Source organism: Micromonospora sp. LH3U1 (assembly GCF_028475105.1).
GTDB lineage: Bacteria > Actinomycetota > Actinomycetes > Mycobacteriales > Micromonosporaceae > Micromonospora.
In genome coordinates this window covers 5,778,375-5,797,011 of the sequence record NZ_CP116936.1, presented here as the reverse complement: position 1 = coordinate 5,797,011, position 18,637 = coordinate 5,778,375, and the positions used below count along the sequence as shown (strand labels likewise).

The 18,637-nt window shown below is 72.8% G+C and carries 18 protein-coding genes, 1 tRNA gene and 2 pseudogenes; 10 read left to right on the top strand and 11 right to left on the bottom strand.

Annotation, left to right across the window (positions count from 1 at the left end):
• Positions 1 to 7: 7 nt before the first annotated feature.
• The 5 genes from PCA76_RS26530 to PCA76_RS26510 form a co-directional block, all read right to left on the bottom strand.
• On the bottom strand, positions 8 to 721 hold the full coding sequence (locus PCA76_RS26530; RefSeq protein ID WP_272613147.1) for a response regulator transcription factor: 714 nt from the start codon (positions 719 to 721) through the stop codon (positions 8 to 10).
• Positions 694 to 1,902 (bottom strand): hypothetical protein, encoded by a 1,209-nt coding sequence (locus PCA76_RS26525; RefSeq protein ID WP_442930165.1) that lies wholly within the window; start codon positions 1,900 to 1,902, stop codon positions 694 to 696. The genes PCA76_RS26530 and PCA76_RS26525 overlap by 28 nt, the downstream gene beginning before the upstream one ends.
• On the bottom strand, positions 1,892 to 3,070 hold the full coding sequence (locus tag PCA76_RS26520; RefSeq protein WP_272613146.1) for a sensor histidine kinase: 1,179 nt from the start codon (positions 3,068 to 3,070) through the stop codon (positions 1,892 to 1,894). The genes PCA76_RS26525 and PCA76_RS26520 overlap by 11 nt, the downstream gene beginning before the upstream one ends.
• Positions 3,071 to 3,188: 118 nt before the next feature.
• Positions 3,189 to 3,584 (bottom strand): VOC family protein, encoded by a 396-nt coding sequence (locus PCA76_RS26515; RefSeq protein ID WP_272613145.1) that lies wholly within the window; start codon positions 3,582 to 3,584, stop codon positions 3,189 to 3,191.
• A 78-nt stretch (positions 3,585 to 3,662) separates the two neighbouring features.
• The gene (locus tag PCA76_RS26510; protein WP_272613144.1) at positions 3,663 to 4,157 is read right to left on the bottom strand and encodes a hypothetical protein; all 495 of its coding nucleotides are present in this window, start codon (positions 4,155 to 4,157) and stop codon (positions 3,663 to 3,665) included.
• 102 nt (positions 4,158 to 4,259) lie between these two features.
• Between PCA76_RS26510 and PCA76_RS26505 the strand changes: the two genes are divergently transcribed.
• Both PCA76_RS26505 and PCA76_RS26500 read left to right on the top strand, forming a co-directional pair.
• Positions 4,260 to 5,249: a hypothetical protein gene (locus PCA76_RS26505; protein ID WP_272613143.1), complete on the top strand. Its 990-nt coding sequence runs from the start codon at positions 4,260 to 4,262 to the stop codon at positions 5,247 to 5,249.
• Positions 5,250 to 5,303: 54 nt separating this feature from the next.
• Positions 5,304 to 5,738 carry a VOC family protein gene (locus tag PCA76_RS26500; protein ID WP_272613142.1) on the top strand — a complete coding sequence of 145 codons (435 nt, stop codon included), beginning with the start codon at positions 5,304 to 5,306 and terminating at the stop codon, positions 5,736 to 5,738.
• A 36-nt stretch (positions 5,739 to 5,774) separates the two neighbouring features.
• On the opposite strand, the gene PCA76_RS26495 is transcribed toward PCA76_RS26500, so the two are convergent.
• The 3 genes from PCA76_RS26495 to PCA76_RS26485 all read right to left on the bottom strand — a co-directional run bounded on the left by PCA76_RS26495 (position 5,775) and on the right by PCA76_RS26485 (position 7,075).
• On the bottom strand, positions 5,775 to 6,236 hold the full coding sequence (locus PCA76_RS26495) for a DUF3592 domain-containing protein (RefSeq protein ID WP_272613141.1): 462 nt from the start codon (positions 6,234 to 6,236) through the stop codon (positions 5,775 to 5,777).
• 421 nt (positions 6,237 to 6,657) lie between these two features.
• Positions 6,658 to 6,730 (bottom strand) — tRNA-Arg (locus tag PCA76_RS26490).
• Positions 6,731 to 6,925: 195 nt separating this feature from the next.
• Positions 6,926 to 7,075: a hypothetical protein gene (locus PCA76_RS26485; protein WP_272613140.1), complete on the bottom strand. Its 150-nt coding sequence runs from the start codon at positions 7,073 to 7,075 to the stop codon at positions 6,926 to 6,928.
• A gap of 158 nt (positions 7,076 to 7,233) precedes the next feature.
• Between PCA76_RS26485 and PCA76_RS26480 the strand changes: the two genes are divergently transcribed.
• Positions 7,234 to 7,596 (top strand): hypothetical protein, encoded by a 363-nt coding sequence (locus PCA76_RS26480; protein WP_272613139.1) that lies wholly within the window; start codon positions 7,234 to 7,236, stop codon positions 7,594 to 7,596.
• 257 nt (positions 7,597 to 7,853) lie between these two features.
• On the opposite strand, the pseudogene PCA76_RS26475 reads toward PCA76_RS26480, so the two are convergent.
• Both PCA76_RS26475 and PCA76_RS26470 read right to left on the bottom strand, forming a co-directional pair.
• Positions 7,854 to 8,793, bottom strand: a pseudogene (locus PCA76_RS26475) (alpha/beta hydrolase); the annotation flags it as partial.
• A 170-nt stretch (positions 8,794 to 8,963) separates the two neighbouring features.
• Positions 8,964 to 9,395 carry an HPF/RaiA family ribosome-associated protein gene (locus PCA76_RS26470; protein ID WP_272613138.1) on the bottom strand — a complete coding sequence of 144 codons (432 nt, stop codon included), beginning with the start codon at positions 9,393 to 9,395 and terminating at the stop codon, positions 8,964 to 8,966.
• Positions 9,396 to 9,701: 306 nt separating this feature from the next.
• On the opposite strand from PCA76_RS26470, the gene PCA76_RS26465 reads away from it, so the two are divergent.
• The 3 genes and pseudogenes from PCA76_RS26465 to PCA76_RS26455 all read left to right on the top strand — a co-directional run bounded on the left by PCA76_RS26465 (position 9,702) and on the right by PCA76_RS26455 (position 13,430).
• Positions 9,702 to 10,463 carry a single-stranded DNA-binding protein gene (locus PCA76_RS26465; RefSeq protein ID WP_272613137.1) on the top strand — a complete coding sequence of 254 codons (762 nt, stop codon included), beginning with the start codon at positions 9,702 to 9,704 and terminating at the stop codon, positions 10,461 to 10,463.
• A gap of 338 nt (positions 10,464 to 10,801) precedes the next feature.
• A pseudogene (locus PCA76_RS26460) lies at positions 10,802 to 11,758 on the top strand (cobalamin biosynthesis protein); the annotation flags it as partial.
• A gap of 109 nt (positions 11,759 to 11,867) precedes the next feature.
• Complete coding sequence (locus PCA76_RS26455; RefSeq protein WP_272613136.1) at positions 11,868 to 13,430, top strand: cobyric acid synthase; 1,563 nt, start codon at positions 11,868 to 11,870, stop codon at positions 13,428 to 13,430.
• Positions 13,431 to 13,620: 190 nt separating this feature from the next.
• On the opposite strand, the gene PCA76_RS26450 is transcribed toward PCA76_RS26455, so the two are convergent.
• A complete protein-coding gene (locus PCA76_RS26450) occupies positions 13,621 to 14,022 on the bottom strand; it encodes a rhodanese-like domain-containing protein (protein WP_272619644.1) in 402 nt (133 codons plus the stop codon).
• A 339-nt stretch (positions 14,023 to 14,361) separates the two neighbouring features.
• On the opposite strand from PCA76_RS26450, the gene PCA76_RS26445 reads away from it, so the two are divergent.
• From PCA76_RS26445 to PCA76_RS26430, 4 genes are all read left to right on the top strand, one after another.
• Positions 14,362 to 15,225 (top strand): uridine kinase family protein, encoded by an 864-nt coding sequence (locus tag PCA76_RS26445; RefSeq protein WP_272613135.1) that lies wholly within the window; start codon positions 14,362 to 14,364, stop codon positions 15,223 to 15,225.
• A 94-nt stretch (positions 15,226 to 15,319) separates the two neighbouring features.
• Positions 15,320 to 16,663 (top strand): dipeptidase, encoded by a 1,344-nt coding sequence (locus PCA76_RS26440; protein ID WP_272619642.1) that lies wholly within the window; start codon positions 15,320 to 15,322, stop codon positions 16,661 to 16,663.
• A 77-nt stretch (positions 16,664 to 16,740) separates the two neighbouring features.
• Positions 16,741 to 16,947 (top strand): hypothetical protein, encoded by a 207-nt coding sequence (locus PCA76_RS26435; RefSeq protein WP_030333429.1) that lies wholly within the window; start codon positions 16,741 to 16,743, stop codon positions 16,945 to 16,947.
• Between the two features lie 87 nt (positions 16,948 to 17,034).
• On the top strand, positions 17,035 to 18,627 hold the full coding sequence (locus PCA76_RS26430; protein WP_272619640.1) for an ATP-dependent DNA ligase: 1,593 nt from the start codon (positions 17,035 to 17,037) through the stop codon (positions 18,625 to 18,627).
• Positions 18,628 to 18,637: the final 10 nt, after the last annotated feature.

Below are 18,637 nucleotides of genomic sequence, written 5' to 3'. Positions count from 1 at the left end.
ACGCCTGTTAGGGGGTCGGCTGGTCGTGCGCCGCCTGTGACCGGTAGATGCCGATTTCCTCCGGGCGGACGAGGCCGTCCTCGATCGCCCGGGCGAGTAATGCCGCCTTTGTGGCGGCTGGCCGCCCCGCCCGGGTGTACTTGATCCGCGCCCGGTCGACGTACTGCTTCACCGTGTGCTCGCTGATCCGCATCCGGCGGGCCACCGACGCCTTGGACATCGACTGGAACCAGAGCAGCAGCGCCTCACGCTCCTTGTCGGACAGCATCGGCCGGTCCGGCCGTGGGTCGCCGACCATCGCGCCGGCCAGCGCGGGCGGCACGTACGGGCGGTCGCTCGCGGCGGCCAGCACGGTCGCCACGCAGTGCTCCCGGCCCTCGTGTTTGGCCAGGAACGCCACCGCCCCGGCGTCCAGTGCGGCGAGCATCGTCTGCGGATCGGTGTGTTCCGAATAGACCACCACCCGCCGCCCGGCGGCGCTCAGCTCGGCCAACTTGTCCAGCGCCATCCGCCCGTGCAGGCGCAGGTCGAGCAGCACGACGTCGGCGTCCGGCGCGGCCCGCAGCACCTCGTCCGGGTCGTCCCCGGTGGCCAGCACCGTCAGCCGCGGCTCGGTGGCGAGCCAGGCGCGAACCCCCTCGACCACCACCGGGTGGTCGTCGACGATCGCCACCCCGACCGGCCGGTCGCCGGTCACCGCCGCCACCGGGTCTGCGCCCATCTGATGTTCCCGTCCCGTTCGTAGAGGTGCTGCACCGGCCCATCGTCATGCTCCCCGAGCGGCGGGCCGGTCGCCTCCGGCCCCTCCCGGTCCGGTGTGACCAGACTGACCACCACCTCACTCGAGTCGGAGACCACGGTCAGTCGGGCCCAGCCCTGGGCGTCGGCGAGGATGCCCGTGAGCGGGTCGGCCAGCCGGCGTCGGATCTCCACCGGCAGCGGAGGCGGGGTGCCGATGGTGACCAGGTCGATCGGCAGACCGTTGCGTTCGGCCAGGTCGGCGGCGGCCCGCAGTTCGTGCAGCAGCGGGTCGGGCACGTCGTCGGACTCGGCGATCAGTCGGCGCAGCCGGGCGGCGGCCAGCATGCACCGGCGCTGCACCTCCAGGTCGTCCGGGTTGGCCTGACCGGCGGCCAACTCCCCGAGCACCCGCCCGGCTGCTGAGCTGGCCAGCGCGAGCCGCTCGTGGCGTTCACGCCGGCCACGCTCGGCTGCATCCCGCTCCGCGGCCATCGTGTGGCCGGCGGCCGAGACGGCGGCCCGCTCCCGAGCCAGGCCCACGATCGCCGCGCTGCCCACGAACACCGCCACCGGCAGCGAGAACGTGCCGTAGACGTACATCACGTAACGGGCCACGTCGGCCGGGCCGGGGCCGTGCCCGAGCACGGCGACCAGGGCGATCAACGCGTGCGTGCTCAGCAGCGCGACGAGCCCCGCGATCCGCCGACCCCACAGCGCCAGCACGAAGAACCAGCCGAGCGTGCCCCACACCCAGTTGGCGGCGGCGAACAACTGTCGCTCGCCGACCGCGAGGAAGACGGCGGCGTCGACGGCCAGGAGCAGCCCGGCCAACGGCCACGGCGGCAGCGGCGAGCCGCGCAGCAGCCGCACCCCGGCCACCGCGCCGGCCAGGGCGACCAGCGCCCAGGCGCCGAGCACCACAGCTGGCGCGGCGAACTCCGCGCGGGCGGCCAGCACCGCCGGCAGCCCGATCGCGATGTGCCAGGCCAGAGCGATGGCGACGGCGACGATCCGGGCACCCCGGTCGGACGCGTGCGCCACGGCGGCCGGCGCGGCGAGCTCGGCCGTGGACACCGGCTCCCGGGGCGCCGGCACGCGGGTCAGGTCCGGTGCCTCCGGTACGCGGGTCGGGTGCGCCGGGGCGCCGAGGTCAGCCGACACCGGGCCACTCCAGTCGGATCCGGGTGCCCGCGCCGGCTGCCGAGTGCACGGCGGCCCGGCCACCGACCGCCGCCATCCGGCCGCGGATCGACTCGCGCAACCCGTACCGGTGGGGCGGGACGGTGGCCGGGTCGAAGCCGGGGCCGTCGTCGGCGACCTCGACCACGACGCCGATCGCGTCCCGGCTCAGCCGCAGCGTGGCCCGCGCGCCCGGTGCGTGGCGGACCACATTGGACAACGCCGCGTAGGCGCTCTCGCTGATGGCGTCGGCCACCCCGGCGGGGACCGTGCACGAGGCCAGGTCCAGGCTCACCGGAAGCTCGGGCAGACGGCCCGCCACCAGCCGTAACCGCCCGTCCAGCGGCACCGGGCCGTCACCGGCCACCGGGCCGACGTCGGTGAGCGCGACGAGGGTACGCAGGTCGGCCGCGCATCGGTCACGAAAGGCCGCTGAGGGCCCGGCCACCGCGCCGAGCCCCACCATGGTCAGCGTGCCGAGCACAGTGTCGTGCAGGTCACGATTCTGCTGGCGTTCGGCGTCGCGGGCGGCTCGGGCGACCAACGCCTCCCGGGTCAGCCGCTGATGCTCGGCGAACGCGCGGTCCGCACGACCGATCCGTCGCCGCATCACCCCCGTCATCATCGCCGTGCAGGCGGTCTGCACCAGCAGAGTGGTCGCGTGCGCCCGAGCCTCCGTGGGGTTGCCGGCGGCCTGCGCGCCCGTCGCGTACGTGGCGACGATGAGCAGCCCCGCCGGGATCGACCAGCGCGCCGGGGCGGTGGCCTGTGTATTGATCACCGTGGTGCTGGCCAGCACCGCGATCCAACTGCTCTCGCCGGGCAGCACTCCGGGTGCCACCAGCACGGGGATGAGGAGGCAGGCCGCCGCGGTGACCGCGACGTCACCGGCGACCAGTACCGGGGTGATCCCGTGGCGCAACGCGCGGTGCGCGTACCAGAGCGACCAGCCGGTCAGCGCGGCCACACCGGGGAACAGCAGGGCTGGTTCGACCGGCGGACCCTGCACCGACAAAGCCACCACCGCGCCGACCAACCCGCAGGTCAGCCGCAGCAACGCCGGCAGCGTGGTGAAGATGAGGCCGAACGCGCCACCAGCCGGATTGTCCAGCGTGGGTGGCGGCACGGTTCGGGTGGCAACGGCCGGCATCGGGAAGTGTCCTTCCGACAACGACCCGGTCCGGGTCCGCACAACGGAGATCGACATCGGACAATAGCATGTTCCGCAACGAGCGATGACCCGCCGTGTGCGGAGTGTCGCTAATGCGTCACTCTGTGCTGCGGGGCTGGAGCAGGTCCCACCGGTTGCCGTAGAGATCGGCGAAGACCGCTACCGAGCCGTACGCCTCGTGGCGCGGCTCCTCCAGGAAACGCACCCCGGCCGCCACCATCCGGGCGTGGTCCCGGGCGAAATCCTCCGTGTACAGGAACAGCCCGACCCGACCGCCGGTCTGGTCGCCGACCCGGGCACGCTGCTCCGCGGTGCTCGGCCGGGACAGCAGCAACGCCGTCTCCCGCGCGCCCGTCGGACGGACCACCACCCAGCGTGAACCGTCCGGTCGGGCGGTGTCCTCCAGCAACTCGAAACCGAGGTCGCCGACGTAGAAGTCGATCGCCTCGTCGTACTCCCTCACCAGCAGCGCGACAAGTCCCAGATGTGCCATTCGGTCATTCTGCCGGCGGGTGCTCCGGGCCCACCTGACGGCGTCCCCGCCGGTCACCCGCGTCACGCCGCCGGTCACTCAGGCGAACGCGATCGGGGTGGACTGGATGAACCAGTCGACGTCCCGACCACGGCCGTCGACGCTGTTCACGTAGCCGATCGCCGCGTACTGGCGCCCGGCCTCGGGCATCGTGAAGGTCTCCTGGACGTCGACGCCCGTGCCCGAGACGACGCGCACGACGTGGCGACCCGGTGGGACCTGCACCGGGAACAGAACGAAGTTGTGCTGGCCCTCGACCGCGAATCGTCGATCGACGATCTCGGTGCCGTCGATGCTGACCGTGAGGACGACCGGGTCGTCCGTGAACGACTGGTTGCTCACCCAGAGGTGCAGGTCGGCCTGGTGCTCCTCGACGAGGCGGACGGCGGGCGCGGTCAGGCTTGATATCGCTGGGTTCGGCGCCGCGTCTGTCGACGGGGGATCCGGCGCTGCGCTCGGCCCGGCGCAGCCCACCACGGCAACGAACGCCGTACCGCTGAGGACCGCGGCACGCAGGAAGACGTTTCTGTCCATCCCGCTGTGACGCCGAACGGCGGGTGTCGGTTCCGTTGCCCCTTGCCGGAACCGGGCGTGCCGGGTGTCCGTCCCATTGCTGGCGGAAGGGTGGTGAGCCGGATGCGCTCGGGTCGGACGGTACTGGCGGTGGTGGTGCTCGGCGTGGCGCTTGCTGGCTGTGGGGGCGCGGACATCGGGCCGGGCGCGGCGGACGAGCCCGGCCCAGCTCAGATCGTCGATGCGTGGACCTCCTGCGCCAAGGCGGCACCACGGGCCGGCGAGGTCTTGACGGTGCCCGGCACAGGGACGCCGGCACCGGCCGTGGACGAGCCGGAGATCGGGCGCATCGACCCCGCGTTCACCCCGATCGCCGCCGTGCTCTGCGGGCGCGAGATCCGGCCAGGCGCCACCGGCGGCCAGGAACAGGTCGCCACCGAGCGGCACACCGAGGAGATCGCACCGCTGCTCACCGCGCTGCGCCTGCCCCACCAGCAGGTGGACGGTGACGTCGCCTGCACCCTCGACATGGTCATCCCGCCGTGGCTGGCCCTGCTCGACGAGCGGGGGCGCTGGCTGCGGCCGTACCTGCCGACGGACTCCTGCGACAAGCCGCGCGCCGAGGTGAACGCCGCACTGGCCGGGCTGCCGTGGACCACGGTGGACACTCGTACCGTCGGGCAGGTCGAATCCCCGGCGGCCGAGGCCGCCGGGTGCGCGCAGCAGTGGGCGGACATGGTGTGGGTGGAAACCACAAACGGTCGCCCCGGGCCGCCCACGTCTCTGGCCGCCGGGCCGCTGCGCCTCTGCGTCTACCAGGTGCCCGCGTCGGAGCGGGGTAGCGCAAAACCGGCGGGCGACTTCGTGTACGGCGGGCCACTACCGCCCGAGCGCCAGGCGGGCGTGCTCCGAGGGCTGGCCAACCGTCGAGCGGTGGCCGACTGTGCCACCCCGGCGTCCCGCTTCGCGGTGCTGCGCCCGCTGAACGACGTCGGTCCCGACCGCTACGTGGAACTCGACGGCTGTCAACGTTTCCTGGTCGCACCGCCGACGGGTGGGGCGCAACTCGGCCAGGGCGACGACACGCTGGCCGCTCTGCTGGGGCTTCTCTGAGCCGGCGGTAGCGGTGAACCCGGGAAAGTCGGAGGTGCGCGCTACGGTCCGTTCATGGCAGCCAGAATCACTCTGACACTCGACTCCACCGACGCGCAGGTGCTCGCCGCGTTCTGGAAGACGGCCCTGGGCTACATCGACGAGCCGCCGCCACCGCCCTTCGCGACGCGCGAGGAGTGGTTCGCCCAGTTCGACCCGCCAGAGGACGACCTTCCCGAGCACGGCGCGTGGCTGTGCGACCCGGATGGCGTCGGCCCCTACCTCTCCATCCTCAACGTCCCCGAGCCCAAGACGGCGAAGAACCGGCTCCACATGGACATCCGGGTGCCGGGCAACGGCAGCCCTGACGAGCGGTGGGCGCGGATCAGGGCCGAGGCCGAGCGGCTGGTGGCGGCCGGCGGGAGTGTCCTGGAAGAGGTCGACCAGCACCACGTGGTCATGGCCGACCCCGAGGGCAACGAGTTCTGCGTCGCCGCGACCGCAGCCTGACGGGCGAGTCCGGGCCGGCGGCTGGCCTGTCCCGGTCTATCGCCGCACCCATTCGTCGTCCTTGGAGCGGATGACAATCACCAGCATGACGGTCCCGACCGCGGCGAAAACCAGTCCACCCGGGATGGCGGTCCAGGACATCAGGAACGACAGCGAGCCGTTGGTGTGCCCGTTCTCCGCCACGAACTTCTCCGGGGCGGCCGGGTCGACCCAGACGGCCATCTTCGGCCCGGGAGTCTTCCGGCAGCCGGTCCCGCCAGCGCAGGGGATCCACGTGCTGTACTGCTTCGACTCGTACAGATAGGAGACCTCGATCCGGTCGATCCCGCTGCCTCGACCGCTGCCCCCGGCCCGGTCGGACACGTTGGCCGTGACCGGTACACCGTCGGAGCGCAACCGGTCCGCCTCGGACGACACATGCCACCGGTAGGCCAGGGCACCACCGGCCAGGCCCAGACCCGGCAGCAGCATGGCCAGCCCCATGCCCAGGACCTGCATTCGCGGACGGATGCCATTCGCGGGCGGTCTCGTCGGGGCGCGCCGTCGCTTCTCCACCAGCCGATCTTCGTCTGATGGCGCAACACGTTGCCGGAGGGTCCGAGCACGCGTCGGCGCCAAGCGGCGGTACTCCTGCGGAGAGATCTGTTGGCATAGCCTCGAATCCGGGGGAGACCAACGAGGTCATCGGCGGGTTCTGCCAGGCCGCCAGGCGATATGACATCCCCGCGATCCGGCTTGTAACGTCACCGAGCAGGACCGTGCTGGTGGAGTCCAGGATGGACCAGGTTTTGGTGACGGCATCGGACGAGGCCGCTAAGGACCTCTCTTCGGCTGACTTCGCTGTACGAACGGCTGTACGAGCGTCGTGGTGATCATTCGGGCCGGAGGCGGGAAGCCGCCGACCTGCGGTGATGAGGGGTGCGCCCGGTAGGGTTCGAACCTACGACCTTGGGATTAGAAGTCCCCTGCTCTATCCGCTGAGCTACGGGCGCGTGTGGCGTGGATGTCGCGCCCAGAGGGTACCGCCGTCCCGCTGCCCGGTGGCGAAAAGGGTGCCCGCGTCCACGTCGCCGAGCAGGGTCTCACGTCGGCCGTGCGGCGGGCATCTGGGTTCCCACGGGCCGGCCTGGCCTCGGACCGTACCTTTGGTTGGTGCTGCTGGATCCTGACGCCGAGAACGACGTCGCCTACGAGCTGTGCCAGATCGTCGGTCGCGCCATCCTGCCGTACCGGTCGTCGGACGGCGACGACCACGCGTACGGCACCGCGTTCTTCTTCCAGGGCGGCGACGACCCGGTGGGGGAGTCGCTGCTGACGGCGGCCGACCTGGTCGGCACGTCTGGCGGTGAATTGGGGCTGCGCTCGAGCGTCACCGAGCCGGCCGGGGTTGCCCCGGCCGCCGTCTCCGAGGTCGAGATCGTGCCCGGTTGGGCCCGCTTCCCGGGCGACGGGGTCGCGGTGCTGCCGACCGCCGGCCTGCACCGCTACGCCGGCGATGGCGGCTGGCGGTGGCGGGTCCAGCCGGTGCCCGGGGATCGCCGCCGGGCCCGAGGTGGTCGCCCGCCTCGGCGCCGACGCCGGTTCCGCTTTCGTGCTGGCCCATGGGGTACGCGAGGACGGGTCGCGTCCGCTGGAGGTCGCGATCGAGCGGGTGGTCCGCGACGGGGACGCCGTGCGGATCACCACGGAACTGCCGCCGGGTTACGTAGGCGCGCCGGTCTTCGTCGTTCAGCACGACGCCACCGGGGAGGTCTCGCTGTACTGCCTCGGCCTGGTGCTACCCGGCGTCGGCGGTCACCCGGTGGCGACCTTCGACCGGATCCGCGCCGTCCTCCCGGCGACACCCGGCGACGTCTGAGCCGCGATTCGCCTTCCGACCTGGTCAGCCGCTGGGCGTCGCCGCACCTGCCGTGTCGGCCGTGGGACGTCGGCTCTCCGGCGGTCGGGCCTCCCCAGCGGTCGAGTCGGTGTCAGTCGGGGCTCCGACGGCCGGCGGGTGGTCGGCCGGCGGGGGGTCGGCTTTGGCCGTGCCGGTCGGGGCCGTGTCGGCTGTGGCCGTTTCCGCTGGCGCGGGGTCGGCTGTTCCCGTCTCGGCCGGGGCGGTGGGGCCGGCGGCGAGGAACGCCTCGGCCCAGCGGCCGACCTCGTCGAAGACCTTTCGGCGTACGGCGGGGCCGGAGAGCGTGAGGTCGTGCATCCCGCCGTCGAAGCGGGCCAGGGTGACGTGGCGGCCGAGGCGGGGCGCGTACCGGACCATGTGCTCGACGTCCAGCACGGCGTCGGCCAGGGTCGCGTTGTCGTGCCACTTGGTGCCCCGGAACGATCGGGTCGAGCAGGCCAGCAGCACCGGCACCTGGATGTCCAGCCCGGCGCGCAGCCGGCGTTGACCGGTACGGATCGCGTTCAGCCAGCCGGCAGTGACCGGGAACCCGGCCAGCGGCTTCCACGCCAGGTCGTAGGTCCACTCGCCGCGGTGGTCGGCGTGGAGGCTCTCGCCGTACACCGTGCCCAGCCCGAACGGCACGATGCGGTGCGGCGCCCTGCGGCCGAGGCGGGAGACGGCGGCCGCGAGGGGTCGGCGCACCGCCCAGGGGGCGTTCAGGTCGAAGAACGGGCTGTTGAGCACCAGGCCGTCGACGGTGCCGGCGTCGCGGCGGGCGTCCGCCCAGAGCGAGATGATCAGGCCGCCGGTGGAGTGGCCCATCGCCAGCAGGGTGTCGTGCCCGTCGTCCTTGCGGATGATCTCGGCGGCGGCGTCCAGCTCAGGGAAGTAGTCGCTGATGTCGCGGCAGAAGTTCGGGGTCTGGCCCGGGAGCAGGCTGCGGCCGTATTTGCGCAGGTCGAGCGCGTAGAAGTCCCAACCCCGCTCGGCGAAGAAATCGGCCAGGTGGGTCTGGAAGAAGTAGTCGACGAAGCCGTGCACGTAGAGCACGGCCCGCCCGGTGGGGCGCTCGGCCCGCCGCCGGACCAGGGTCGCGACGACAGGTCCTTCGTCGTCAATGCCCAGGTCGATCGTCTGCCGCTCGTACGGCGGCCCCAACACGTCCGGTTCCACGACCGCGACGCTACGCCGCCAACCTACCCAGCGGTAGCCCGCGCCCACCCCCGCCCCTGCCCCGCCCCCGTCCCTGCCCCGCGATCTTGCACTTGGTGCCGTGGCATAACGCGCGATAGCCGCGTTTCGGGGTCCGCAAGTGCAAGATCGCGGGGACGGGGGTGGGTGGGTCAGGCCGTTTCTGCGTCGGCTCGGGTTGGGTCGGCTACGGGGTCCTGGTCCTGGTCGTCGGTCGGGACCTGGGGCTGCGGGACGTCGCGCAGGTGCTTGTTGTGCCGCGGCTCCTGGCGGGTCTTGGCGTCGTTGAGCCGGCGGCGCAGGTCGTCGCGGACGTCGTTGAGCGCGGCGTGCAGGTCCTCCTCCGCGGAGGTGGTGACGATCTTCTGTCGGCCGGCGATCCAGCACTCCAGGGTGACCTTCTGGCCGCGGGCCTCCCGGTCCTTCACCGACACCTCCAGCTCGGTGGCGTCAGCGTGGAAGCTGGCCAGCCGGGCGTCGAGAGTGGCGAACTGCTCGGCGATCCAGTTGCGGTCACCCTGCGAGAACCCGGCACCCACACGCAGGCACTCAGCAACGGTGGCCGGGTTCGCCACGGCGCTCATCGCTGCGCCTCGGAAGCGTTCGCGGAGCCGATTTTAGTGATCATCATGGCGCTGACCTCTCGTCGACGTGGAGCTGTCGGTGGTGCGTTGATCATGTACATACCCACTCTGGTCGGACTTGGAAACCGCCGACGCCCACCCGGGCGCGTCGGCCCTACCACATCGGGGCGTGATCAGGGCGTTGTCCACAGGTCGCTTCGTCGTCCACAGGGCGGGGGAGGGCGCTGGTGATGGTCGCCCTCAGGGCACAGGCTCGGTGTCGAGTCGACTCGCGCTGGCAGCAAGCCCCGATCCCCTGGAGGGACGATGTTCGACACTTACGTAACAATTGTCGGCAATGTACTGACTACGCCCGAGTGGCGGCGTACGACCCAGAGCAACACCCTGGTGGCCAACTTCAAGGTCGCCTCGACCGCCCGTCGGCTGGACCGGGACAGCGGCCGATGGGTCGACGGCAACTCGCTCCGCGTCCGCGTCAACTGCTGGCGCAAGCTCGCCGAAGGGGTGGCCGCCTCCGTGATGGTCGGCGATCCGGTCGTGGTCTGCGGCCGGCTCTACACCCGCGACTGGACCGACGACGCCGGCAACCACCGCACCCTCTACGAGCTGGAGGCGGTCGCCGTCGGCCACGACCTGTCCCGGGGCCGGGCCCGGTTCCTGCGTAACCGGCCGAGCATGACGACCAGCACCGTGGAGGACTCGGAGGCCGAGAGTCGGGTGCGCGGCGAGCCCACCGAGCCGGTGCTGGCCGGTCAGGCGCCCGTGCTGCCCGACGACCGCCCGATGGACGACGACTTCGAGCCGCCCGACTACGCCGCGCTGCGAACCAGCGCCTTCGCCGACGGTCCGGTGGACGACGATCTCTCCCCGAACGGCGGGCAGATCGGGCAGGCCACCGTCCCGTCGGGCCTCGACGACGAGCTGGCCCCTCCACCCGAGGAGAACGACGACAACGCCGACGACGACCTGGACGACGAGTTGGGGCCGGTTCCGGACGAGGGTCAGCCGGAGCCCGCGCAGTCCGGTCGGGGACGGCGTGGTCGGGGCCGGGTTCCGCAGCCAGCGTGACCGATCGGATCGGCCATCGAGGTTCGGGCGGCAACCGAGCTGCCTGAGGTCCCGTGCCGGTCGCGGGCGCTCCGGCGGCGCGGCAGCACACGACACCGCACGACGGGGGCGGGGTGGCGGCGCGACCAGCGTCGTCACCCCGCGTGACGGCAGGGTCAGTGCTGGTGAAGGCCGGTCGGGCTGGTTCACGGGGCGCTCGTCGTCTGTTAGAGCACCGGGGTCGGGCTGGTTCACGAAGCGCTCGTCGTTTCTTGGAGCGCCGTGGGTCGGGCCGGGTTCACGGGGCGCTCGTCTAGGCTGGCCGGCCGGGGGTGGTGCGGGTGCGACGGACAGCGCCGATGGCGAACGCGGTGGGGCTGCTGGCCGGATACGCGCTGGACAGGCTGCTCGGCGACCCACGCCGGTGGCACCCGGTGGCCGGCTTCGGGCAGGCCGCGGGAGCGTTGGAGCACCGCCTCTACCGACCGGACCGAACGGCGGGTGCGGCATTCACCGCGCTGGCCGTGGGTGGGCCGGTGCTGCTCGGGGCGGTCGCCGCGGCGGCTACCCGGCACCGGCCGGTGACCCGGGCGGTGCTCGTGGCCGCCGGCACCTGGACGGTGCTGGGCGGCCGCACGCTACGGCACGAAGCCACCGTCATGGGTCGGACGTTGCGCGACGGTGACCTGCCCGCTGCCCGGCGACGCCTCGGTCACCTCTGTGGGCGGGACCCGTCGACGCTGGGCGAGTCGGAGTTGGCCCGCGCCACCGTCGAGTCGGTCGCGGAGAACACCTCCGACGCGGTCGTCGCTCCGCTGGTCTGGGGTGCGGTCGCCGGCCTGCCCGGGCTGCTGGGCTACCGCGCGGCGAACACCCTCGACGCGATGGTCGGGCACCGGTCGGCGCGCTACGCGCGGTTCGGCACCCCGGCCGCGCGGCTGGACGACGTGCTCAACCTGGTGCCGTCCCGGCTGACCGGGCTGCTGACCATCGCCGTCGCGCCGGTCGCGAACGGGGATCGGCAGCGGGCCTGGCGGGTGTGGCGACGTGACCGCAACGACCACCCGAGCCCCAACGCCGGCCAGTGCGAGGCGGCGATGGCCGGTGCGCTCGGCGTCCGCCTCGGTGGCCGCAACGTCTACTTCGGGCGCTCCGAGGTCCGGCCGTTCCTCGGCGACGGCCCCCGTCCGGAAGGGCGGCACCTGAAGCGGGCCGCCCAGATCTCCGGCGCGGTCGGGCTGGCCGCGCTCGGGCTGGCCGCCGCGTACCCGGTGACCCTCGGCCGTCTCGTGGGCGCTCTGGGCCGGCGCGGGTTGGTCGCCGCGACCGGGGGCGGCGTGGGCCGGTCGCGGCCGCCGCCGGAGAGCGCGGGGCGCGGGGCGTCGGGCCGGGCCGGGCTGGTGGGGCGGGGCGGGGGAGCGGTCGGTGAGCGGCGGGTTGCTGGTCGCCGGCACGACCTCCGACGCCGGCAAGAGCGTGCTCACCGCCGGCATCTGCCGCTGGCTGCACCGGCAGGGCGTGAAGGTGGCGCCGTACAAGGCGCAGAACATGTCGAACAACTCGGCCGTGGTCGTCGGTCCGGACGGGCGCGGCGGCGAGATCGGACGAGCCCAGGCCATGCAGGCGGCCGCCTGCGGGCTCGCACCCGATCTGCGGTTCAACCCGGTGTTGCTCAAGCCGGGCAGCGACCTGGCCAGTCAGGTGGTGCTGCTCGGCGAGGCGGTCGACACGATCACCGCCGGCACCTTCCGGCATCTGCGTCCCCGGCTCGCCGAGACCGCGTACGCGGCACTGGCCGAGCTGCGGGACACGTACGACGTGGTGATCTGTGAGGGCGCCGGCAGCCCTGCGGAAATCAACCTGCGGGCCGGTGACTACGTCAACATGGGGCTGGCCCGGCACGCCAACCTGCCCACCATCGTGGTCGGCGACATCGACCGGGGCGGCGTCTTCGCCTCGATGTTCGGCACCGTGGCCCTGCTGGACCCGGCCGACCAGGCGCTGATCGCCGGCTTCGTGATCAATAAGTTCCGCGGTGACCTCGGGCTGCTCCAGCCGGGGCTGGACATGTTGCGTCACGTCACCGGCCGTCCCACGTACGGGGTGCTGCCCTGGGCACTGGACCTGTGGCTCGACGCGGAGGATTCACTCGCCTACGGCCGGGTGCTGGGCCGTCCCGCCGCCCCGCACGGCACCGAGTGGTTGGACGTGGCCGTCGTCCGCCTACCCCGGATCAGCAACGCCACCGACGTGGAGGCGCTCGCCACCGAGCCGGGTGTCCGCGTACGGCTCACCATCGAACCGGCCGAGTTGGCCGCCGCCGACCTGGTCGTCCTGCCCGGCTCCAAGTCCACCGTCGCCGACCTCGCCTGGCTGCGCGAAACCGGCCTCGCCGACGCGGTGGCCGCACACGTGGCAGCCGGCAAGCCACTGCTCGGCCTCTGCGGCGGTTTCCAGATGCTCGGTCGCGCCATCCACGACCCGGTGGAGAGCCGACGGGGCAGCGTGCCAGGGCTCGGCATGCTGCCCATCGAGGTCACCTTCGATCCACGTAAGACCGTCCGGCAGTCGGTGGGCACCGCTCACGGCGACCTCCCGGTGCGCGGTTACGAGATCCACCACGGGTACGTCTCGCAGACCGACCCCACCCTGGCCCCGTTGCTGACCGGCGACGACGGCATCGGCGAGGGAGCTGTGCTCGGCGTGGTGCACGGCACGCACTGGCACGGAACGTTCGAGTCCGACGGGTTCCGCCGGTGGTTCCTCACCGAGGCGGCTCGCCTGGCCGGCCGCACCGGTTTCCGGGTCGCACCGGCCACCAGCTTCGCCGCCGCCCGGGAACGCTCGCTCGACCTGCTCGGTGACCTGGTCGAGGAACACCTGGACACCGGCGCCCTCTGGCGCCTCATCGAAACCGGCCCGCCCGGGAACCTCCCCTTCATCCCACCCGGCCCCCACCGTCCTGATCGCCCCATCAGCCATCCGTAAAGCCGACCGCCCTTCCCGGACCGCGTCGATCATGGAGTAATGGTGCCCGGCCTGCCCTGTTTAGTTACCTTCATCCCCCACCACAACTCCATGATCGACGCAGGGGTGGGGGTGGGGTGGGGTGGGGACCGGGGGTGGGGCGGGACGGAGGGGAGGGACCGGGACGGGGTGGGTGGTTGGGGGTCGGGGGTCAGGGGCGGATGTCGGCGGGGCGGTCGGTTGTTGGGAGGCCGGCGGCGAGCCAGGCGTCGACGCCACCGATCATGTCGGTGGCCCTGCGTAGCCCGAGGGTCTGCAGGCTGGCGGCGGCCAGGCTGGAGCTGTAGCCCTGCCGGCACACCAGCACGATCTCCCGGTCGTAGCCAGTGGCTTCCGGGATCCGCCAGGCGCTGGCCGGATCGAGTCGCCATTCCAGCACGGTCCGGTCGACGACGACCGCGCCCGGCAGGTCGCCCTGTTCGCGGCGCTGCAGTTCGGTACGGGTGTCGACCAGCAGTGCACCGCCGCGGACCGCCTCGACGGTCTGCTGCGGAGTCAGTCGGTGCAACCCGGCGCGGGCCTGTTCGAGCAGGGCGTCAATACCGGGGCTCATCACGTCTCGGAGCACCACCCGATCATGCCGATTCGGTAGCACCACGGGCGGCGAACGGGCCGCCCGTCACCCGTCGCCGCCCCAATTCCCCCGGACGTGATGGTGCCCGACGAGGGCGGTCAGCCGGACGTGTCAGCCCGGCCCACTCTGGCGGCTGCTGCGGCGTGATCCACTCGGCTTCTGCGATAGCGCGGTATCCCTGTCGGCGGGATACCGCGCTATCAGTGATCTGGAGTCGATCACCCCGGCTGCGGGTGGCGGCGGCATACTTCGGTCGTGTACGAACCCGCCAGCCGAGGGACCACGCGAGGCCGCGGTGACCCCCGAGACGAGGCCGCGGTGCCCCCCGAACCCGGTCGGTCGGCCTCGGGCCCCGAGGTCGTGGACGTCAGTGGGCTGCCGGATGGGGCCGGGGGCCCCGAACCCGGCTGGTCGGCATCGGGCCCCGAGGCCGTGGACGTCAGTGGGCTGCCGGATGGGGCCGGGGGCCCCGAACCCGGCTGGTCGACATCGGGCCCCGAGGCCGTGGACGTCGGAGGGCTGCCGGATGGGGCCGGGACCGTCGAGGAACTGCCCGGCAGGCCGCCCGTGGCGGTCGTCGAGGCGTACGCCGAGTTGGCTCGTCGGGTGCTCGCGGGCCCGGCGCGGTTGGGGCGGACCCGGCTTGTCGCGGTCGACGGGCCGAGCGGCGCGGGCAAGAGCCGGTTCGCGGCGCATCTCGCGGATGCCCTGGCGGCGCTGCCCGGCGGCCGACCGCCGGTGGTGCACACCGACGACCTGCTCGATGGTTGGGACGACCAGGTCACTTTCTGGCCCCGGCTCGACGAGTGGGTGCTCGCCCCGCTGCGCAGGGCGGAGCCCGGTGCCTACCGGCGTTACAGCTGGGTCCGGCAACGCTTTCTGCCGCGGCCGGTGCCGGTGCCGGTGGCGCCGGTACTGGTGCTGGAGGGGGTCAGCGCCGCGCGTGCCGTCGTCCGGCCGGAGCTGACCCTGGCCGTGTTCGTCACCGCACCCGCGTCGTTGCGGCTGACCCGCGCGGTCGTCCGTGACGGGCCGGGGATCCTGCCGGAGCTGCGTCGCTGGCACGCCGGGGAGCAGGCGCACTTCGCCGTCGACGACACGGCGACCCGGGCGGACCTGCTGGTGGATGGCGCGCCGACGCTGCCGCACGATGCGGACCGCTACTACGTGCGCATCCGCTGAGCGGCGTATGGGCGGCCGGTTCGGTGACGGTGCGGGCTCCGCCGGCACGCCACGGTAAGGCCGGCATACGATGCCGGTCATGACCTCTCCGATCATGTCCGAGCCCGAGGTGCGGGCTGCCATCGAGCGGGAGATGCCCGGCGTACGAGCCGACCTGGAGCGCCTCGTCCGCATCCCCGGCATCGCCTTCGAGGGCTTCGACCACTCGCACGTGGAACGCTCCGCCGAGGCGGTCGCCGAGCTGCTGCGCGGCTGTGGCCTGGACGTCGACATCGTGCGTTCCGGCGGCCAGCCTGCGGTGATCGGCCGTCGGGCCGCCCCGCCCGGTGCGCCCACCGTGCTGCTCTACGCCCACCACGATGTCCAGCCGGTCGGCGACCGGTCGCTGTGGGAGTCCGACCCGTTCGAGCCGGTGGAGCGGGACGGCCGGCTCTACGCGCGGGGCGCGGCCGACGACAAGGCCGGCATCATGGCGCACGTCGCGGCGCTGCGCGCGTACGGTGACGCGCTGCCGGTCGGCGTGGTCCTCTTCATCGAGGGCGAGGAGGAGTACGGCTCGGACTCGCTGGAGCAGCTGCTGATCGAGCACCGCGACGAGATCGCCTCGGACGTCATCGTGATCGCCGACTCCGGCAACTGGGACATCGGCGTGCCGGCACTGACCACCTCGCTGCGCGGCATCGTCAACTGCTTCGTGGAGGTGCGCACGCTGGACCACGCGGTGCACAGCGGAATGTTCGGCGGTGCCGTGCCGGACGCGCTCACCGCGCTGGTCCGGCTGCTGGCGACCCTGCACGACGACGCCGGTGACGTGGCCGTGGACGGGCTGGTGGGCCGTGAGGGCGCCGTCGTCGACTACCCGGAGGACCGGGTCCGGGCCGAGGCTGGGCTGGCCGATGGCGTGCAGTTCATCGGCACCGGCCGGATCACCGACCGGCTCTGGACCAAGCCCGCCCTGGCGGTCCTCGGCATCGACGCGCCGTCGACCGGCGAGGCGCCGAACGCCCTGGTCCCGGCCGCGAAGGCGAAGCTCAGCGTCCGCCTCGCTCCGGGCGACGACCCCAAGCGGGCGTACGCGGCGGTGCGCGCGCACCTGGAGAGGCACGCGCCGTGGGGCGCCCAGGTGACGGTCAGCTTCGAGCACGACGGTGACCCGTGCGTGATCGACGCGTCGGGGCCGATGTTCGACGCCGCCCGTTCGGCCTTCCGGGCCGCCTGGGACGGCACCGACCCGGTGGACATCGGCGTCGGCGGCTCGATCCCGTTCATCGCCACCTTCCAGGAGATGTTCCCGAAGGCGGCGATCCTGGTGACCGGCGTGGAGGACCCGCACGCCCGTGCGCATGGCCCGAACGAGAGTCTGCACCTGGGGGAGTTTGCCCGGGTCTGCCTCGCCGAGGCGCTGCTGCTGGGCAAGGTGGCGGCAGTGGGCATTTAGGTGTCGGAACGGCAACTTTGGCCCTGATCTGGGAGTTTACGGCGTGTCGAACGGTTGGTTGTTATAGCCTTTCGAACATGAGTACGAACGAGGTGATGGCCCGGTTGGGGGCCGCTGTCAGCGCGCTGGGAGACGTCGACGTCTCCGCGTGGTCCGAGGACACGCTCAACGAACAGCTCGGTGAGCTCTCCGCCGCCCTGGTCGCCCTCGACTCGGTGCTCTCCCGGGTCGCCGGGGAGGTTCGTGCCCGGGGGTTGCGCATCGAGGAGCCCGTCTCCGCCTGATCCGTCGTCCGCGCAGAGGCGGGCGGCACCCTGCCGACACCGCCCGGGCACGGCAATGCCCGGGCGGTGTCGGAGGTGACTGGCAGGATGGGCTGCGTGCGGTTCCTCGACCTGGCAGCCACCTCCGCCGCCGTCGGCGCCACCAGCGGCCGGCGGGCCAAGGTGGAGCTGCTCGCTGATGCGTTGCGCCGCCTCGACCCGGCCGAGGTCGAGCCCGGCGCCGGCTATCTCGCCGGTGAGCTGCGCCAACGGCAGACCGGGGTCGGCTACGCGAGCCTGCGTGACCTGCCGCCACCGGCCGACGAGCCGACGTTGACCGTGGCCGCCGTCGACGCGGCCATCGCGCAGATCGCCGCGGTGCATGGTTCGGGCTCGCAGGCTCGGCGTCGGGCGCTGCTCGGCGCTCTCTACGCGGCGGCGACGGCCGACGAGCAGCGCCTGCTCACCGGCCTGTTCAGCGGTGAGCTGCGCCAGGGTGCCCAGGCCGGGCTCCTCGCCGACGCGGTGGCCCGGGCCGCCGAAGTGCCGGTGGCGACGGTCCGACGGGCCCTGCTCCTCGCCGGTGACCTGCGGGCCGTCGCGGTGGCCGCGCTGGCCGGAGGGGCCGCCGAGTTGGCCGGGTTCGGTCTGCAGGTCGGCCGGCCGCTGGCGCCGATGCTCGCGCAGAGCGCCCCCTCGGTCGACGAGGCGCTCGCCGCGACCGGCACGCCGGCGGTGGTCGACGTGAAGCTCGACGGCATCCGCATCCAGGTGCACCGCTCCGGCGCCGACATCGCCGTCTTCACCCGCAGCCTCGACGAGATCACCGCCCGGGTGCCCGAGGTGGTCGCCGCGGTCCGTGCCCTGCCGGGCCGGGAGCTGGTGCTCGACGGCGAGGCGATCGGCCTGGACGAGACGGGCCGCCCGCTGCCGTTCCAGCAGACGTCGAGCCGGGCCGCCCGACGCACCACCCCCAGCACCACCGGGCGCACACCGGTCGCCCCGGCGGTGCTCGCGGCGGCCGCCAGCACCGGCACGACCGTGCTCACTCCGTACTTCTTCGACCTGCTGCACCTCGACGGTCAGGATCTGATCGACCTGCCTGGCCGGGAGCGGTGGGCTGCCCTCGCCGGTGCGGTGGACGCCTCGCTGCTGGTGGGGCGCATGGAGGTCGACACCCCCGAGCAGGCCGCAGCCGCGTTCGCCGCCGCGCTCGACGCCGGGCAGGAGGGCGTGGTGGTCAAGGCACCGGACGCCCCCTACGACGCCGGCCGGCGCGGTGCCGCCTGGGTCAAGGTCAAGCCCCGGCACACCCTCGACCTGGTGGTGCTCGCCGTCGAGTGGGGCAGTGGCCGACGACAGGGCTGGCTGTCCAACCTGCATCTGGGCGCGCGTGACCCGCACACCGGCGACTTCGTCATGCTCGGCAAGACGTTCAAGGGGCTCACCGACGAGTTGCTGCGCTGGCAGACCGAGCGCTTCCTCGACCTGGCCGTGGAGCGCGGCGACTGGGTGGTCCGGGTCCGCCCCGAGCAGGTGGTGGAGATCGCCTTCGACGGGGTGCAGACAAGCTCCCGTTATCCCGGGGGAATGGCGCTGCGGTTCGCCCGGGTGGCGCGGTATCGCGACGACAAGTCCGCCGCCGAGGCCGACACCATCGACGCGGTCCGTGCCATCCACACCGGCCGCCCCACCGACTGACCGAGCGGAG

Coding starts and splice junctions, on each gene's coding strand:
- PCA76_RS26530 (WP_272613147.1), bottom strand. CDS start 721: ATGGGCGCAGACCCGGTGGCGGCGGTGACCGGCGACCGGCCGGTCGGG.
- PCA76_RS26520 (WP_272613146.1), bottom strand. CDS start 3,070: ATGCCGGCCGTTGCCACCCGAACCGTGCCGCCACCCACGCTGGACAAT.
- PCA76_RS26515 (WP_272613145.1), bottom strand. CDS start 3,584: ATGGCACATCTGGGACTTGTCGCGCTGCTGGTGAGGGAGTACGACGAG.
- PCA76_RS26510 (WP_272613144.1), bottom strand. CDS start 4,157: ATGGACAGAAACGTCTTCCTGCGTGCCGCGGTCCTCAGCGGTACGGCG.
- PCA76_RS26505 (WP_272613143.1), top strand. CDS start 4,260: ATGCGCTCGGGTCGGACGGTACTGGCGGTGGTGGTGCTCGGCGTGGCG.
- PCA76_RS26500 (WP_272613142.1), top strand. CDS start 5,304: ATGGCAGCCAGAATCACTCTGACACTCGACTCCACCGACGCGCAGGTG.
- PCA76_RS26495 (WP_272613141.1), bottom strand. CDS start 6,236: ATGCAGGTCCTGGGCATGGGGCTGGCCATGCTGCTGCCGGGTCTGGGC.
- PCA76_RS26480 (WP_272613139.1), top strand. CDS start 7,234: ATGGCGGCTGGCGGTGGCGGGTCCAGCCGGTGCCCGGGGATCGCCGCC.
- PCA76_RS26470 (WP_272613138.1), bottom strand. CDS start 9,395: ATGAGCGCCGTGGCGAACCCGGCCACCGTTGCTGAGTGCCTGCGTGTG.
- PCA76_RS26465 (WP_272613137.1), top strand. CDS start 9,702: ATGTTCGACACTTACGTAACAATTGTCGGCAATGTACTGACTACGCCC.
- PCA76_RS26450 (WP_272619644.1), bottom strand. CDS start 14,022: ATGAGCCCCGGTATTGACGCCCTGCTCGAACAGGCCCGCGCCGGGTTG.
- PCA76_RS26440 (WP_272619642.1), top strand. CDS start 15,320: ATGTCCGAGCCCGAGGTGCGGGCTGCCATCGAGCGGGAGATGCCCGGC.
- PCA76_RS26435 (WP_030333429.1), top strand. CDS start 16,741: ATGAGTACGAACGAGGTGATGGCCCGGTTGGGGGCCGCTGTCAGCGCG.
- PCA76_RS26430 (WP_272619640.1), top strand. CDS start 17,035: ATGGGCTGCGTGCGGTTCCTCGACCTGGCAGCCACCTCCGCCGCCGTC.